This is a genomic window from Indibacter alkaliphilus LW1 (genome assembly GCF_000295935.2).
GTDB lineage: Bacteria > Bacteroidota > Bacteroidia > Cytophagales > Cyclobacteriaceae > Indibacter > Indibacter alkaliphilus.
In genome coordinates, this window is record NZ_ALWO02000032.1 from 192231 (window position 1) to 208951 (window position 16721).

Sequence of the window (16721 nt, forward strand, 5' to 3'; positions counted from 1 at the left end):
TTATTTTTTAAGTCTCATTTCTAAATACTTGTTCGTAAAGCCTAATTTTTCATAAAGTATTTTCGCTGGATTATCAGGCTCCACATGCAATGCAATATCGCCGTTGGCTAGCTCAATGGCTGTCTGCATTAGTTTTTTCCCTACGCCTTTTCCTCTTTGGGAGGAAGCTACAGCTATATACACCAGAATATTTTCAGGAATATATCCAGACATTCCGGTTTTATTCATGATAACGGCACCTACGATTTTACCATCTTCCCTAGCCATCACTGAAAAACCTCCCTTATCCACTGCTTGATCCAGCGCATAGTCCAAGCATTTCATAATATCGGAATGTGGATCACCATATTCATCCAGATGTTCGAATAAAAAATCTGCAATTTCTTTTTTCTGTAAATATGTTGCTTGATCAATTGCTGAAAGTGTCTCTATTTTAAGCATAAACTTTATTTTTATTTTGTTTTTTCTTATCAGATATATAATAAACAAGCAAATACATTGCTAAAGAGGTAAAAACACCAAAAAAATTCGGATCAAGCCCAAATGGCAGATTTATCTCTAAGGCTCCCAATGTCGCGGTGACAGTCCCGCCTGAAATCATGGCAGCAACCGCAGCCCAAGGGTCTCTTTTATCAGTAAACAAGCCAAAAAGGATGGGAACCAACAAGCCTGAAACCATAAAAGCATAGCTGTAAAGCATGAGCTCCAATACATTGGTCATTTGCATACTGACTACTAAGGCTAAGGTACCCAAAATCAAAGTAAAAAGCTGGCTAAATCTGATTTGATATTTTTCAGGCTTTGCATTGAGCCATTTCCCAAAAATGTCGGTCGATAAATTCCCAGAAGCAGCCATCAGACAGGAATCCGCAGTAGACAAAACTGCAGAAAAATAGGCTGCCATCATCAAGCCCAATATTCCGGGCGGTAAAATCGTCCTTAGCAAAATTGGCAGACCCATTTCCGGGTCCAGATTGTCAAGATCTATTATCAAAAGCCCCTGCTCAAAGGCTACCTTGGAAAGCAAACCCAGACCTACTCCCATAAAGGCCATAATAGGCCATTCAAATATCCCTGCGATAAACCAGGCCTTCTTGGCAGATTTCTCATCCCGACTGGCAAAAATCCTTTGATACAAAGTCATACCTATGAACCATATCGGAAGTATAGTAATCCCCCAATTGGCAAAGTCCTGCCAACGCAGGTTGGTCAAAGAAAAATATTCATCAGGTAAAGTAGCTCTGATGCTTTCCCAACCGCCTACATGATAGTAAGCCACTGGAAGTCCTATAAATATAAAACCCAACATAAGAATAATCCACTGAACCGTATCTGTATAAATCACTGCTTTAAGCCCACCTAATACAGTGTAAACCACTGCAATCACACCCATGATGACCAAAGCTTGGGTAAGACTTAGCTCCAAAAATGTTCCGGAAGCTAACTTAGCCCCTGCCAATAACTGGGAGGACGTAAACCCTAAATAGCCCACCATCGAGATGATGGCAGCAACAATACCTACCTTCTTGTCAAAGAGGTGTTTAAAGATTTGAGGAAATGTATAAAAACTCGCGAAGGCTTTGTCTGATTTCACTCTTGGAATCAAAAACACTGCTGCCAGCCAAGCTCCCAATAATCCTGTAAAAAGCATCCAGCTACCGGAAAGCCCCATCACAAAGCCGAGCCCACCCAGGCCGACTGAAAATCCGCCTCCTACGTCTGTAGCGACTACAGAAAGGCCTATGTGCCAACTCCCGATACTTCTCCCTCCTACATAATAATCATCCTGGCTTTTGTTTTGGTTCATAAAATAGTACCCAACACCAAGCATGGCCACCATATAGCCCACAAAAATCCCCAGATCAATAAGATGCATTCCTCAGTAAATATCTAATCAAATAAAATTTCTAAATTATAGTAATTTTCAAAGATACAAATATTTAAATTGGTCTAAAAACGAGAAAGGATCTAATTTATCCGATGTTTAAAAAGTAAAAATAAACTTTAAAATTGGAATGCATAAATTTCTGATTCTATTCTATCCAAGCCATACAGTATCTTGTTGTTCCAATCAACCGTAATAGAGGCTACAGCATGGTCCAGTTCATAAAATCTTATAGGGTCGCCATTCCAATTTAAAACTACTACATGATTATAGTGAATGGAAGCTTCCTTATCTCCAGGCTTGTTTGTTCTTCCATTAGCAAATAACAAAAATATTTCTTCTTCATTGACTGCCAATGACTTGTAAGCATGTTGGGTTTTTTCATAAACACGCTTCATATATGGAGTCCCTCCTCTTTCTCCAATATCAAAACTTGGTAAAAATTGCAATGGTCCATGGATGCGCTTTATGAGATTTCCATCCCTTGAAAATAATTCCACTAAGTCTAAATACTCATATGCCAAAATAAATTTTTCTCTAGAAGGGTGTACCATTGACTTTGCCCAAAATACATCCACTTCTACCGTGGGGGGAATTTCCAAACCAAAATTTGGATAGCTTCCATGAGCTCTCATTTCATCTCCATCCTTTGAGTAAACATAAAATCTAGAATGTGGAAAAACACCTTGAGTAGTGGTATAAAAAATACTGTCATTTACATAAACTGCAGAAAGTATTGGATTCATAAAAAAAGCACTTTCCAATTCTTCAACAAAAACTGAGTCCATAATCGAAGAAAAGTTGAAACGCTTCATAGAAGTAGCCATAATATCATGAACCCATACCGATCCATCCTTTAAAAAATCCATCTTAGCAACTGAATATGTCTCAGAGGGACCAGCACCATTTTTAAAAATATGAGCTAGCTTTGAATAATTATCATGCGTGTCAAAAACAGTTACATTAAAATTTTGACCAATAGATGACACAAAAAGAAGTGAATCATCAAAAAAAATATCAACAGGGGAATAAATTGTACCTAAATCAAGTTTCTTTCCTACTAATGACTTTTGTATTGAAAAGGAATCATAAGAAAATTTAAAATCAACAGATTGCAACTCTAATTTAGAATCACAATACATCAAAAATATAACCAATATAAAAAAACTCCTTCCCATATTTTAAAATCAATTACATTCAGGATTTAAGGGGAGGGGAATTTCAGTTATTCCCCTCGGAAAGTTAAAATTCATTCCTTCATTAATAATTGTCAGAAGGTCCTACACCATAACAAATTGTCCAAGAACATTGCTGCCCGTTTACATATTGTGTAATGGAACAAACACTACCCGAACCACAATCTGCGCCGCAATCTACCACTGGGCAACCCGCATAAACACCAACTCCAAATAGTAGTGTAAACAATCCGATTAGAAAATTTTTTCTTTTCATTTTAAGATTAATTTAGATTAAAACATCGTTTTTCCTCAAAAACTTCCCGTGAAGAGAAATACCAAACTCAAAACTAAATCATGCTAGCGATTGAAAGTAAAAAAATAAAGTCAAACTTTAATCGATTAAATTTCATTCTCAACTTTTCACTGCACTGACATTAAATAAAACTGTTATTAAATTCTAATAAAAAAAAGCCGGACTAGCCGGCTTTCAATTTCAAATAAACTCAATATCAAACATTCTCCGAACTTACTACCGCAGAGAAATACTCCCTATTCATCCTGGCAATGTTAGTCAAACTGATCCCTTTTGGACATTCCGCAGAGCAAGCACCTGTATTGGTACAGGCTCCAAACCCTTCTGCATCCATTTGGGCAATCATCTTCTCAGCACGTTCTTTTCTTTCGACCTGTCCCTGTGGCAACATGGCCAATTGGGAAATTTTGGCAGATGTAAACAACATGGCTGAAGCATTTTTACAAGCTGCTACGCAGGCACCACAACCAATACAGGTAGCCGCATCAAACGCTTCATCCGCTATTCTTTTCGGAATGGGAATCTCATTGGCATCAGGTACTCCACCGGTATTGACAGAAACATATCCTCCTGCCTGAATGATCCTATCAAAAGAAGATCTATCAACTACCAAGTCTTTCATAACAGGGAAGGCTGTTGCTCTCCAAGGTTCAATGGTGATCGTTTCTCCATCATTGAATGATCTCATATGCAACTGACAGGTGGTAGTTTGCAAAGGCCCATGTGGCTTACCGTTGATATGCAGGGAACACATCCCACAGATCCCTTCCCTACAATCATGGTCAAAATGCACAGGATCCTCTCCTTTATCAGATAATTGTTCATTGAGTACATCCAACATCTCCAGAAAAGACATGTCTTTGGAAATATCACTCACTTTATATTCTTTAAAACCACCTTTATCAGATTGGTTTTTCTGTCTCCAGATTTTTAAAGTTAAATTCATGGCTCTTACGAGTTTAAATGCTTTTGATTACTTATAACTTCTTTGGGTCAACTTGACGTTTTCAAATATCAGAGGTTCTTTTACGAGCTCCTCCTCCTGTCCTTCACCCGAATATTTCCAAGCTGCCACATAAGCGAAGTTTTCATCATCTCTCAAGGCTTCACCTTCAGGCGTCTGATATTCTTCTCTGAAGTGACCACCACAGGACTCATTTCTGTGTAGGGCATCATCTACCATCAATTCACCCAATTCTATAAAATCAGCTACTCTATGTGCCTTTTCCAAAGATTGATTTAGCTCTTCATTGTCTCCCAGCACTTTGACATTGGTCCAGAACTCTTTTTTCAACTCCTTAATCATTGCTTTGGCTTTGGTCAAGCCCTCGGCAGTTCTAGCCATCCCACAGTAATCCCACATGATCTTTCCAAGACGCTTATGGAAGTGATCTACAGTTTTTTCACCTTTGATACTCAAAAGTTTTGCTATTCTGTCTTTTACCTCTTTTTCTGACTTTTTGAATTCAGGATGATCTGATTCAATCTTATCGTATCCTGACTGAGCCAAATAATCCCCAATAGTATAAGGAATTACAAAATAACCGTCTGCCAGACCTTGCATCAATGCAGAGGCCCCAAGCCTATTTGCTCCGTGGTCGGAGAAATTTGCCTCACCCAAAGCATAAAGTCCAGGTATATTTGTCATCAGATTATAATCTACCCAAAGTCCACCCATCGTATAATGTACCGCAGGATAAATCATCATAGGCAATTGGTATGGATTATCACCGGTAATTTGCTGATACATGTCAAAAAGGTTACCGTATTTCGCACGGATAGTATCCTCACCATCTCTTCTGATAGCGTCACGGAAATCCAGAAATACAGCTTCGCCAGTTTCATTCACTCCCCTTCCCTCATCACAGACATATTTTGCATTTCTGGAAGCCACATCTCTGGGGACAAGGTTACCAAAAGATGGGTATTTTCTTTCCAAATAATAATCTCTGTCTTCCTCTTTGATATCGTTTGGACTGATCTGTCCCTTTCTCAACTTTTCAGCAATTTCTACAGTGGCTGGAACCCATACCCTACCGTCGTTTCTCAAAGATTCAGACATCAGTGTCAACTTTGACTGATGATCTCCCGATACAGGAATACAAGTAGGGTGAATTTGGGTATAACAAGGATTGGCCATCAGAGCTCCTTTCTTATGGGCTCTCCAAGCTGCAGTTACATTAGAGCCCATTGCATTAGTGGAAAGGAAAAAAACATTACCGTATCCACCGGTACAAAGCAGGACAGCATGGGCTGAATGAGATTCCACAGCACCAGTAATCAGGTTTCTGGTAATAATCCCTCTCGCTTTGCCATCTACGGTGACCACATCCATCAATTCCGTTCTTGGATATAGTTTCACTTTACCATTAGCAACTTGTCTACTCAATGCAGAATAAGCTCCCAACAATAATTGCTGTCCAGTCTGGCCCCTTGCATAAAAAGTTCGGGATACCTGGGCTCCACCAAAAGAGCGGTTAGCCAAAAGACCTCCATACTCCCTTGCAAAAGGCACCCCTTGTGCTACACATTGATCTATGATATTTACAGAAACTTCCGCCAACCTGTAAACATTGGCTTCTCTTGCTCTGTAATCACCCCCTTTAATGGTATCGTAAAATAAACGATAGACAGAATCACCATCATTTTGGTAATTCTTAGCCGCATTGATACCACCTTGGGCGGCGATACTATGCGCTCTTCTCGGGCTGTCTTGGAAGCAGAATGCTTTCACATTATACCCCAGCTCTGCCAATGAAGCTGCTGCAGAAGCACCGGCCAAACCAGTCCCCACTACAATTACTTCATACTTTCTTTTATTCGCCGGGTTGACCAGCTTGACGTTGAATTTATGTTTGGTCCATTTTTCTGCCAATGGGCCGTCAGGTATTTTAGAATCTAGTATCATCTAACTGAAATTTAAATTTCCACATTCATTAAATAATCCCTATAAGGTCTGTATATACATGACAATAGGAATAAGAGCGAATAGTGCTGGAATTATAATTGCGAAGCCGGCTCCGACTTTTTGAATCAAAGGTGAATATTTTACATGGTTCAGTCCTAAGGTCTGAAATGCGCTGGCAAATCCATGTGATAGGTGAAAGCCAAGAAAACCCATAGCCACCACATAAACGATGACATAAGCAATATTGGAGTAAGCTTCAGATACAATAGCAAATACATTTTTGTAAGTCACTCCATCATACACTGCAGTTGGAAGCTCTCCAAATTTGAACTCATACCAAAAGCCCCTAAGGTGAATGATCAAGAATAATAATATAACTGTCCCTAAAATCCCCATATTCCTGGAGGCCCATGTACTGTTGGTAGAAGCCTTACTCACCGCATAATTTACTGGTCTTGCTTTTTTATTGGACCTAGTAAGGACAACTGAATAGATGACGTGAATTAAAATAAAAGCAAAATTACCGATTGAAACCACCCTGATTAATGGATTGCTTGCCATACTCTCAGCATAAATATTAAAAGACTCTCCCTCATCAGGAAGTAACAACTGCAGATTACCCGCAAGATGTACTACCAAAAATAAAATCAGAAACAATCCGGTAAGGGCCATCAGTAGTTTTTGACCCAAGGTGCTATTAAAGGTTTTTGTTACCCAACTCATATACTTTTTCTTAAGTGATCGTTGATATATTTGGTTTATTAAACTTTGGGGCCAAATTTACATTTGGAAAGCTTAGTAAACAAAGACGATTCAAACGATTGAACTTATTTTAAAAGGTTCTAAATAGATTATTTTTCGGCTTTTATTCAATTATTTAAAGTGCTATCTTAACCAACTGTTCAAAATTATTGTTTGATTTAAAGAAAATAAATTCGAACTGATTTAGTTAATTTCGTATAACTAGTACAGCAAAGCTCAAGAGTTCATGAAAATCAAATATTTACTTTTAATTTTTCTTTGCCTCTTCTTATCTGCGGCTCAACAATCTTTTGCAACACATATCCGTGCAGGTGAAATAATCGCGGAACGTGTCAATCCTCAAACCTTAACCTATAGAATAACAGTAATCGGATATACAGACACCAGGTCAACTGTAGTCCTTGGACCTGGGGATATAAATTTTGGAGACGGTAGGGAAACGAGATTGAATACCGAGAATGATTTTCAGACTGTAGAGCAACTGGGGAATAATATTGAAAAGACGACTTTTGTAATCACACATACCTACCAAGGCCCCGGTCAATACACCATTTGGTTTAGGGAGTTCAACAGAAATGCGAATACTCTGAATATGGCTAATTCTGTCGATACTCCTTTTTATGTGGAGACCATGATTACCATTGATCCATTTATTGGAATTAATAATTCTCCAGTATTGACAATACCTCCTGTAGACAATGGAGGGGTAAATGTCAGATACATACATAACCCAGGAGCATTTGACCCGGATGGTGACAGCCTTGCATATTTTTTCGATGAAATCACCGTAAGACCCAAGCAAGGATTTCAAAGGTTTGTCAATAACTATAGAAGTCCGGCTTCAGGCGAATTCTCATTCAACAGGGAAGACGGTTCAGGTAATCCCTTTATAGAAATGGATCCAGTTACAGGTGATTTGATCTGGGATGCTCCCGGTCTTGCAGGCCAGTATAATATTGCTTTTCAAGTCCAGGAATGGCGGAGAATTGGGGGAGAATACCGTCTTATCGGATATGTAGTCCGGGATATGCAGATCATCATTGAAAACACAAATAATCAAAGGCCAGAACTTATCCTCCCTCCTGACCTCTGCGTGGTAGCAGGAACGAAAATTGAAGAAATAATCCAGGGATTTGACCCTGATGGAGACCCTATAAGGATAGAATTATTTGGTGAGCCATTAGCCCGTTCTACTCCTTCTTTTGCCACTTATGATTCATTAAGGGGATTCCAACCCAGCCCTGGTACAGTCGATTTTGAATGGCAGACAGTATGTAACCATGTGAGGGAAAGGGATTACGAGGTAAGAATAAGAATAACCGACCAGCCACAATCCGGGCCTGCATTGGTGGATATCAGAACTTGGAGAATAAAAGTAGTAGGTCCACCTCCTGTAATAGATGATATTGAACAGCAACAAGGTCGGGCAGCGAATTTGACCTGGGACCCATATTCCTGTTCAAACAGTGCGGAGACCATGCAAGTCTGGCGCAGATTGAATTCAGATCCCTATGAACCTGATTCCTGCGAAACAGGTATCAGGGCAGGTTATGAACTGGTGGGCACCACAGACATGAATACTTTTAATTTTATTGATACCAATAATGGAGAGGGCCTTGCGCCTGGCAATACTTACTGCTACCGACTGGTTGCGGCTTTTCCTACCCCAAGACTTGGTGAGAGTATTGTGTCAGAAGAAATCTGTATCACTGTAGATGTGGATGTACCATTGATTACTAATGTAAGCATAGAAGAGACAGATACAGACGAAGGTCAAATATTCGTCAAATGGACTCCGCCATACGACATAGATAGAGAGCAATTTCCAGGGCCTTTCACCTATGAGTTACTTAGACACACTGGCTTTACAGGAAATCAAAATAGAGTTTCTGTCATTACTACATCAGACACTTTATTCACTGATACTGGACTTAATACAGAAAATCTGGTTTATAATTATAAGGTAATCCTGAGAGAGAACAATACTACCATAGACAGTTCGAGTTCTGCGTCCTCGGTCAGACTATCGCCAACAATCATCAATGAAGCCATTGAGCTGAATTGGGACTTCACGGTACCTTGGAACAATTCCATTCAGGAATTCACCCATGAAGTGTACAGAAATAGAACAGACCCAGAAGCACAGGATGAAAACAATTTTGAGTTGATCGCCGAAGTTGATGTTACTACCCAAGGTTTCACTTATTTTGATGATGGAAGTCATAATGGTGTTAGCCTACAGCGCGATATTGAATATTGTTATTTTGTAGTGACCAAAGGGGCGTACAACATTGACTTACTTGAATATCCACTGGAAAACAAGTCTCAAATAGTCTGTGCAAGACCTGATGATGACAGACTTCCATGCCCACCTGTACTGACATTCGAAGGCCCTGATTGCACCGAGTTCTTATCAGATAAAATCTGTAATTTCAGCAATTTTGAACACAGATTGAGTTGGGAGCCTGATTTTTCAGGTGCTTGTGATGATGAGTTGAGTAATTTTAGGCTTTATTTCACTCCGGATGGAGAAGACGGTCAATTTGAATTAGTGGGCACTTATTCTCCATTTGAGCTACAGGCTACCATTACCAACCTTCCCGTATTCCGAGGCTGTTATTATATCACCGCTGTTGACAGATCAGGAAATGAAAGCGAGCCAAGTAATATTGTATGTGTTGATAACTGTCCAAATTATGACCTTCCCAATGCATTCACTCCAAATGGAGATGGTATCAATGAGACTTTTATGGCTTATGACAATCCTTTCAGCAGATGCCCAAGATTTGTCACAGGTGTTGAAATATTTATAGTAAACAGATGGGGTGCGGAAGTTTTCAGCTATAACAGTCTTACTTCCAGTGAAAACGATATTTTTATCCGTTGGGACGGAAGAGATAAAAACGGAAACGAGTTGCCTGCCGGGACCTATTTCTACAGTGCGACTGTCTTATTCGATGTATTGGATCCATCGTTGCAGCAAGAGAAACTCAAAGGAACCATACAGATCATAAGATGAGAATTCAGGATAAATTTGACATTGTCATGTTTGATGGAGTCTGTAATCTTTGCAATGATGCAGTAGATTTCATAATTGTAAGAGATAAGAACGATAAATTTAAATTCGGTGCTTTACAGGAGGAAACCTCCAAAGAAATCCTGAAAGATTTCAATGTGAAGGAAGATTATCTAGATTCTATTATTTTAATCAGGGAAGATAAGATTTTCTATAAAAGCAAAGCTGCATTGGAGATTGCGAGGAACCTAAGTGGACTTTGGCCACTTTTTTATGGACTGGTCATTATTCCGACTTTTTTAAGAGATCCAATTTATGATTGGATAGCAAGAAACAGATACAAATGGTTTGGTAAAAGAGAAACCTGTAGGTTCCCTTCGGAAGAAGAAAGAGCCAAGTTTCTTGAAGGTCGATGAAAAAAATCATTACTTTGATTTTTATTTCAAACCCGTAAACCATGAATATAGAAAGTGTTTTTAAGAATAACGAGATCTGGATCAAAAAAAGGCTGGATAAAAACCCTGATTATTTTGAAAAGTTAGCCAAAGGTCAAAATCCTGATATATTATATATAGGTTGCTCAGATTCAAGAGTAACAGCAGAGGACCTGATGGGGGTTGAGCCAGGTGATGTTTTTGTCCACAGAAATATTGCCAATATGGTCATCAGTATTGACCTCAATGTAATGTCGGTATTGAATTATGCAGTAGACAATCTTGAGGTGGATCATGTGGTTGTATGTGGCCATTATTATTGTGGAGGAGTAAAAGCTGCGATGCAGGCAGCTGATTTAGGAATTCTCAATCCATGGCTCAGAAATATCAGAGATGTTTACCGTTTACACAAAGAAGAGCTGAATGGTATTGAGGATGAGAATGACAGATACAATAGGCTAGTAGAATTAAATGTACAAGAACAGTGTGTCAATCTTCTCAAAACTGCAGTGGTCCAGAAGGCTGTCAGAAAAAGAGGGATGAAGGTACATGGATGGGTATTTGATGTTTCTACAGGAAAACTGATAGACTTGAAAATTGACTTCAAGTCCATATTGAATGAAATCACCGAAATTTACGACCTAGGAGTGTAAGTTGTCTATAAACTGTTAAAAACAGTAGTTTCAGTGGAGACCACTGTTTTTGGTATATTTGTGGACAAAATCAACTCAAAAATGCCCTTATTTATACAAACCTTAATTCTTGAGTAGCTAACATGTCAATGCTGAGCAGCTTAGGTAGAACACAGAAATAACCAATTAAAAATAAAAATATGAAGAAAGCATATATTTTTCCCGGACAAGGAGCCCAGTTTTCCGGAATGGGCAAAGATCTCTACGAAAGCAATGAGGATGCAAAAATCCTTTTTGAAAGAGCCAACGAAATTTTAGGATTTAGAATTTCTGACATCATGTTTTCAGGATCAGACGAAGAGCTTAAACAGACTAAGGTGACTCAACCAGCCATATTCCTTCATTCTGTTATTTTGGCCAAAACCAACCAAGACTTCAAACCCAGCATGGTGGCAGGCCATTCTCTGGGAGAGTTTTCTGCTTTGGTTGCAAACGGAACACTCGCATTTGAAGATGGGTTAAAATTAGTCTATCAAAGAGCTTTAGCGATGCAGGAGGCTTGTGAAATCAATCCTTCAGGTATGGCAGCAATTTTAGGCCTTGAGGACTCGAAAGTAGAAGAAATATGTGCATCAATCACAGAAGAAATAGTAGTTCCAGCCAACTATAACTGTCCTGGGCAATTAGTAATTTCAGGAAGTAGCAGGGGAATTGAAATTGCCTGTGAGAAAATGAAGGAGGCCGGTGCAAAGAGAGCACTTCCATTGCCTGTAGGTGGGGCTTTTCACTCCCCCTTAATGGAGCCTGCAAGAGAAAAGCTGGAAATAGCCATCAAAGAAACTACGTTCAATCAACCTATTTGCCCAGTCTATCAAAATGTAAGTACCACAGCTGTAAGTGATGTTGAAACCATTAAAAAGAACTTGATTGCTCAACTCACTGCACCTGTTAAATGGACCCAATCCGTACAAAACATGGTTGCCGACAATGCTTCGGAATTCATAGAATGCGGCCCCGGAAAAGTCCTCCAAGGATTAGTGAAAAAAATTCATAAGGAAGCTGAGGCCTCCAGCATCTAAAATTCATTCAAACCCGGATAATCTCCGGGTTTTTCTTTGTACACTCTAACTTCAGATACATCTTCACAGATGTTAAGCAATTGTAGGTTTGTTGCTTTAAATACCGGATGAAATAAATCAGGGAGAATCTCGGCCAAAGGTACCAATACAAATCTGCGATTGCTGATATGAGGATGTGGAATAGTTAAATTTTCAGTTTCTATCACTTTTTCATCAAAATAGAGGATATCTATATCCATCGTCCTATCCCCCCATTTCACAGCCCTAGTTCTACCCAAAAGGTTTTCGATTTCCAATATTTTCTCCAATACTGACAAGGGAGATTCATCCGTTTGTATCAACAAAACCTGATTGAGATAATTTCCTGATGACTTCCCTCCCCAAGCAGCAGTTTCGTAAATGGATGATTTTTTTATAATCGCCCCAAACTGTTCTTCAATATAAAAACAAGTCTTTTCAAGCATCTCTTCCCTATCTCCAAGGTTTCCTCCGATAATCAAAACACATTTTCCCATAACTAATAAGTAGAAGAACTAAACTTAAAGAAAAAAGAGGTATTTTTAGGGATAATTTAAACAGTTTTATTATGAGATTTCTAGGTAATGTTCTGGCAGTTATTGTTGGTCTATTGATTTTTTCGGTGATGAGTTTTTTCATATTTGCCGGACTAATCGCCATTATTTCGAGCACTGAGGATGATGTCAGCATCCAATCCAATACGGTATTGGTTTTGGATTTGGAAGGAAGAGTGATGGTAGAAAGGACAAATGAAGATGACCCTTCATTCTCCAGCTTGGCACTTTTTGGTGGAGTACCCACCGTGGGGCTTACAAGTCTAAAAAGAGCTATTGAAACAGCGATGGAAAATGATAATGTAAAAGGAATATATCTCAAAGCAGGTACATTTTCTGCCGGTCAGGCTAATATGAAGGAATTCAGAGATAAATTGCTGGAGTTTAAGGAATCAGGAAAGTTTATAATCAGCTATAGTGAATTTTACTCTGAAAACGGATATTACCTGAGCTCTGTTGCCGATGAAGTCTACCTCAATCCAGCAGGACTTATGGAATTCAATGGCCTAGCTTCTGAAATTATTTTTTTCACAGGTCTCTTCAAAAAACTTGAAATCAAACCAGAAGTATTCAGGGTAGGAGATTTTAAGAGTGCAGTTGAGCCTTTCTTGCTTGAAAAGATGAGTGATGAAAACCGACTGCAAACAGCCTCATTTCTGGAAGACCTCAACACGCTTTCCATTTATGAAATTGCACAAAGCCGCGGTCTGGAGGTTGATAAAACTAGGGAAATCAACTCCAATATGTTGGTTAGAAAAGTTTCAGATGCAGTAGACCTGAACATTGTTGATGGATTATATTATGAAGATCAGGTAATAGATGCGCTGAAGCAAAAACTTGGGCTGGAAGAAGACGATAAAATTCCCACCATCAACGTTACAAAAATCAACAAAGCATCAAAAAGTAAGGGTAAATCCTCAAAAAACAGGATAGCCGTGATCGTTGCTGAAGGAGAGATCATGAGTGGAGAAGCTGATGGTGTGATTAGCTCAGAAGAGTTTACCAAAGAGATCAATAAAGCCAGGAAGAACAAAGATGTCAAAGCTATTGTCATGCGAATTAACTCTCCTGGTGGCTCAGCCTTAGCATCGGAAGTATTATGGAGAGAAATAGAGCGTGCTAAAAAAGAAAAGCCAGTGATTGCATCAATGGGTGATGTTGCTGCTTCTGGTGGTTACTATTTAGCATCGGCAGCAGATACAATTGTAGCCCAACCCAATACAATCACCGGGTCCATAGGCATTTTTGCCTTATGGTTTAATGCGGAAGGATTGCTAAAAAACAAACTTGGCATCACCACAGATGTAGTCAAGACCGGAGAACTATCCGATTTCCTCAGCCCAACAAGAGAGCTTACAAGTGCTGAAAAAAGTATTTTTCAAGGCTATGTGGATGAGGGTTATGAGCTTTTCCTTGATAGAGTAGCTTCAGGAAGATCAAAAACTAAAGATGAAATCAGAGATGTGGCCTCTGGGAGAGTCTGGACCGGCAATCAAGCGAAAGAAAATGGGTTAGTGGACGTTTTGGGTAACCTGGAAGATGCCATTGAAATTGCTGCTGCCAAAGCTGAGATTTCTGAAGATTATCGCGTGATTTACTATCCTCAGGTAAAGCCATGGTTTGAGCGTTTCTTCAGCCAGTTTTCCAATGAGGTCCAAGCTTATATGATCCGCCATAAATTGGGAAATCTTTACCCTTATTTCAATGAGGTAGAAAGAATCAAAAGAATGGAAGGAGTTATGGTAAGACTTCCTTATGATATCAAGGTAAGATAAGGGCACTGCCCTTATCTTACCTGATTTTGTAAAAGAATTTTCCAAGCCTCTTCAACTTCACCTTCCAGTAACTTTTCCTGAGCCATTTGGTGCAAATGAAACTCCAAACCTTCATAGTCATTTTTAAAGCGTTGAAGCAATTCTTGAATTACAGGAGTTTTTCCATACTCAGAAACATCTGAATCCGAAGGAATTGATTCCACATTCCCGAGTCTTCCCAAATTGTTACCAGTCAAAACCATGCTATTTTTTATTGATTCAGGTATGACATCTACACCAATACCTTTGTTTCTGATAGGTTTAGGTATTTCAAATAAAGCATCACCATTGGCCCTGCAGTACCAATCGCCTCCCATTCTGGCGACTCCATCCAGCTTGAAAGGATCAATTTTTCTATTGTCATCTAAAATATTTTCATTCAAATGAATCATGATAACTTCACAAATAACCAAGTTGGCAGCACCACCATTTTCTCCAATGGGAAGGATCTGAAGCACCTTACATTCAAATGAAACAGGGGCTTCCTTTACCCTTGGGGGCTTTACAAGGAGGGATTTTTCTTCTTTAAAACCTGATTTAATAAATTCATTTACTCCTTTTTCATATTCTGTGCTGGCCAAAGACATTTGTTCTACCATGCGATAATTGACTATGTTGATTACCACCTCAGCCACCTCTTTGACATTTTCAAGGCTATGTTTGGTCGTATTATCCCTAACTCTCCTTGCAGGTGAAAAAATCAAAACAGGGGGATTAGAGCCGAAAACATTGAAAAAGCTAAAAGGGCTTAGATTGACATTTCCATTGCGATCAACAGTGCTCGCAAAAGCAATTGGTCTTGGTGCTATTGCTCCTAACAAATATCCATGTAACTCAGGGGTACTTATTTCTTTTGGGTTTATTGATTTCATAAATGGCTTAGTTTACTTTTTATAAATGGTTTTTTGATCGCTTATTAAATATCTAAATTAATGACTTCAACAATAATAACATGACTATAACAATGATTTCAAATCAAAGACGATGGGTAGTACTCACTTTTTACTTGATATTTCTATTTCAAAGCAATTCATTTTCCCAAAACTTAAATATATCCACCTACAACATAAGGTTTGATAACCCCAATGATGAAGGCAATTTATGGAAAGATAGATCCCCTCATCTCATCAATCAGATCATTTTTCATAAAATGGATATTATTGGAACCCAAGAAGGCTTGCACCATCAACTTGAGGAAATCAAATCAGGTTTAAACTTCCCCTACATTGGAATAGGAAGAGATTCTGGTGATAATGAAGGGGAATTCAGTGCCATATTTTTTAACCCTAATAAATTGGACTTGTTATCTTCTGGAACATTTTGGTTATCAGAAACACCAGGTATACCATCTAAAGGATGGGATGCCGCATTAAATAGAGTTTGTACTTGGGGTCAGTTTAAGAGTAAAACAGGAGATGCTTTTTATGTATTTAATATTCATTATGATCATATCGGTCAAAAAGCTAGAGAGGAAAGCAGTAAATTAGTACTTTCAAAAATTAATGAAATCAATGAGCAGAATCTTCCCGTAATTTTCATGGGGGATTTTAACGTTACACCTGAAAACCCTGCCTATCAAGAAGTCATTAAAAGTCAAAGTTTCTTTGATTCTAAGTTGATTTCTAAAACTCCGTCCATTGGAAATCAAGGAACGTTTAATGCTTTTGATTGGAATAAATTGCCAGAAGGAGTAATTGACCATATTTTTGTCAGCCAAGGCATTCAAGTATTAAGACATGGTATTTTGACCGACAATTATGGGAAAAAATTTCCGTCAGACCATTTCCCTGTATTTGCAGAAATAATCTTTAAAGCTGATTAAACAAGAAATAGATATTTCATTTATCAATCTATTGAAAGCTGCTATTCTAATTTTGTAATTGATATCCCGTAGGCCCGAAAATTTTCTCAACTTCAGAGTATCATATTTGGTCTTCTTTAGTAGAATGTTCAAGTCACCATTTCCATCATGGCTGTAAGGTTTATCAGCAGCAATGAATCGGGATGAGTTTAGGCCAGTGCAGTGAAAAGTTTCACGCCATGGGTGCAATGATGAAGAAAGACAAAAAAACAGTCCCCTTAATTACAAGCCCCCAATATATGGCCTAAACGCCAAAAGCCTTTCAGT

The 16721-nt window shown here is 38.8% G+C and carries 14 protein-coding genes; 6 read left to right on the forward strand and 8 right to left on the reverse strand.

The window, feature by feature from the left end:
* From A33Q_RS10005 to A33Q_RS10030, 6 genes are all read right to left on the reverse strand, one after another.
* Positions 1-441 (reverse strand): GNAT family N-acetyltransferase, encoded by a 441-nt coding sequence (locus tag A33Q_RS10005; RefSeq protein WP_009034440.1) that lies wholly within the window; start codon positions 439-441, stop codon positions 1-3.
* On the reverse strand, positions 434-1876 hold the full coding sequence (locus A33Q_RS10010; protein WP_009034441.1) for a sodium:solute symporter family protein: 1443 nt from the start codon (positions 1874-1876) through the stop codon (positions 434-436). The genes A33Q_RS10005 and A33Q_RS10010 overlap by 8 nt, the downstream gene beginning before the upstream one ends.
* 128 nt (positions 1877-2004) lie before the next feature.
* Positions 2005-3027 carry a BF3164 family lipoprotein gene (locus tag A33Q_RS10015; RefSeq protein ID WP_235062793.1) on the reverse strand — a complete coding sequence of 341 codons (1023 nt, stop codon included), beginning with the start codon at positions 3025-3027 and terminating at the stop codon, positions 2005-2007.
* 545 nt (positions 3028-3572) lie between these two features.
* Complete coding sequence (locus A33Q_RS10020; RefSeq protein ID WP_009034443.1) at positions 3573-4322, reverse strand: succinate dehydrogenase/fumarate reductase iron-sulfur subunit; 750 nt, start codon at positions 4320-4322, stop codon at positions 3573-3575.
* Between the two features lie 27 nt (positions 4323-4349).
* Positions 4350-6284, reverse strand: a complete 1935-nt coding sequence (locus tag A33Q_RS10025) for a fumarate reductase/succinate dehydrogenase flavoprotein subunit (protein ID WP_009034444.1) — start codon at positions 6282-6284, stop codon at positions 4350-4352.
* 39 nt (positions 6285-6323) lie between these two features.
* Complete coding sequence (locus A33Q_RS10030) at positions 6324-7007, reverse strand: succinate dehydrogenase cytochrome b subunit (protein WP_009034445.1); 684 nt, start codon at positions 7005-7007, stop codon at positions 6324-6326.
* A 265-nt stretch (positions 7008-7272) separates the two neighbouring features.
* Here A33Q_RS10030 and A33Q_RS10035 point away from each other — a divergent pair, with 265 nt between their 5' ends.
* The 4 genes from A33Q_RS10035 to fabD all read left to right on the forward strand — a co-directional run bounded on the left by A33Q_RS10035 (position 7273) and on the right by fabD (position 12207).
* Entirely contained in the window at positions 7273-10065 is a 2793-nt protein-coding gene (locus A33Q_RS10035) for a T9SS type B sorting domain-containing protein (protein ID WP_009034446.1), read from the forward strand.
* A complete protein-coding gene (locus tag A33Q_RS10040; RefSeq protein ID WP_009034447.1) occupies positions 10062-10478 on the forward strand; it encodes a thiol-disulfide oxidoreductase DCC family protein in 417 nt (138 codons plus the stop codon). Before A33Q_RS10035 ends, A33Q_RS10040 begins: the two co-directional genes overlap by 4 nt.
* A gap of 41 nt (positions 10479-10519) precedes the next feature.
* The gene (locus tag A33Q_RS10045) at positions 10520-11149 is read left to right on the forward strand and encodes a carbonic anhydrase (RefSeq protein ID WP_009034448.1); all 630 of its coding nucleotides are present in this window, start codon (positions 10520-10522) and stop codon (positions 11147-11149) included.
* A 179-nt stretch (positions 11150-11328) separates the two neighbouring features.
* Positions 11329-12207, forward strand: coding sequence for an ACP S-malonyltransferase (gene fabD, locus A33Q_RS10050; RefSeq protein ID WP_009034449.1), 879 nt, complete (start codon positions 11329-11331; stop codon positions 12205-12207).
* Here the strand turns inward: fabD and folK are convergent.
* Entirely contained in the window at positions 12204-12722 is a 519-nt protein-coding gene (gene folK / locus A33Q_RS10055; protein ID WP_009034450.1) for a 2-amino-4-hydroxy-6-hydroxymethyldihydropteridine diphosphokinase, read from the reverse strand. The two genes, fabD and folK, sit on opposite strands and share 4 nt — an antisense overlap.
* A gap of 71 nt (positions 12723-12793) precedes the next feature.
* Here folK and sppA point away from each other — a divergent pair, with 71 nt between their 5' ends.
* Positions 12794-14554: a signal peptide peptidase SppA gene (gene sppA, locus A33Q_RS10060; protein WP_009034451.1), complete on the forward strand. Its 1761-nt coding sequence runs from the start codon at positions 12794-12796 to the stop codon at positions 14552-14554.
* 11 nt (positions 14555-14565) lie between these two features.
* Here sppA and A33Q_RS10065 read toward each other — a convergent pair whose 3' ends face one another.
* Positions 14566-15465 carry a flavin reductase family protein gene (locus tag A33Q_RS10065; RefSeq protein ID WP_009034452.1) on the reverse strand — a complete coding sequence of 300 codons (900 nt, stop codon included), beginning with the start codon at positions 15463-15465 and terminating at the stop codon, positions 14566-14568.
* A gap of 92 nt (positions 15466-15557) precedes the next feature.
* On the opposite strand from A33Q_RS10065, the gene A33Q_RS10070 reads away from it, so the two are divergent.
* Positions 15558-16415 (forward strand): endonuclease/exonuclease/phosphatase family protein, encoded by an 858-nt coding sequence (locus A33Q_RS10070; RefSeq protein WP_009034453.1) that lies wholly within the window; start codon positions 15558-15560, stop codon positions 16413-16415.
* Positions 16416-16721 lie beyond the last annotated feature (306 nt).

Excerpts from the sequence above, each read along its gene's own strand:
- A33Q_RS10040 (WP_009034447.1), top strand. The coding sequence starts at position 10,062 with ATGAGAATTCAGGATAAATTTGACATTGTCATGTTTGATGGAGTCTGT.
- A33Q_RS10070 (WP_009034453.1), top strand. The coding sequence starts at position 15,558 with ATGATTTCAAATCAAAGACGATGGGTAGTACTCACTTTTTACTTGATA.
- A33Q_RS10045 (WP_009034448.1), top strand. The coding sequence starts at position 10,520 with ATGAATATAGAAAGTGTTTTTAAGAATAACGAGATCTGGATCAAAAAA.
- A33Q_RS10005 (WP_009034440.1), bottom strand. The coding sequence starts at position 441 with ATGCTTAAAATAGAGACACTTTCAGCAATTGATCAAGCAACATATTTA.
- A33Q_RS10025 (WP_009034444.1), bottom strand. The coding sequence starts at position 6,284 with ATGATACTAGATTCTAAAATACCTGACGGCCCATTGGCAGAAAAATGG.
- fabD (WP_009034449.1), top strand. The coding sequence starts at position 11,329 with ATGAAGAAAGCATATATTTTTCCCGGACAAGGAGCCCAGTTTTCCGGA.
- A33Q_RS10035 (WP_009034446.1), top strand. The coding sequence starts at position 7,273 with ATGAAAATCAAATATTTACTTTTAATTTTTCTTTGCCTCTTCTTATCT.
- A33Q_RS10010 (WP_009034441.1), bottom strand. The coding sequence starts at position 1,876 with ATGCATCTTATTGATCTGGGGATTTTTGTGGGCTATATGGTGGCCATG.
- A33Q_RS10030 (WP_009034445.1), bottom strand. The coding sequence starts at position 7,007 with ATGAGTTGGGTAACAAAAACCTTTAATAGCACCTTGGGTCAAAAACTA.
- A33Q_RS10015 (WP_235062793.1), bottom strand. The coding sequence starts at position 3,027 with ATGTATTGTGATTCTAAATTAGAGTTGCAATCTGTTGATTTTAAATTT.
- A33Q_RS10065 (WP_009034452.1), bottom strand. The coding sequence starts at position 15,465 with ATGAAATCAATAAACCCAAAAGAAATAAGTACCCCTGAGTTACATGGA.
- A33Q_RS10020 (WP_009034443.1), bottom strand. The coding sequence starts at position 4,322 with ATGAATTTAACTTTAAAAATCTGGAGACAGAAAAACCAATCTGATAAA.
- sppA (WP_009034451.1), top strand. The coding sequence starts at position 12,794 with ATGAGATTTCTAGGTAATGTTCTGGCAGTTATTGTTGGTCTATTGATT.
- folK (WP_009034450.1), bottom strand. The coding sequence starts at position 12,722 with ATGGGAAAATGTGTTTTGATTATCGGAGGAAACCTTGGAGATAGGGAA.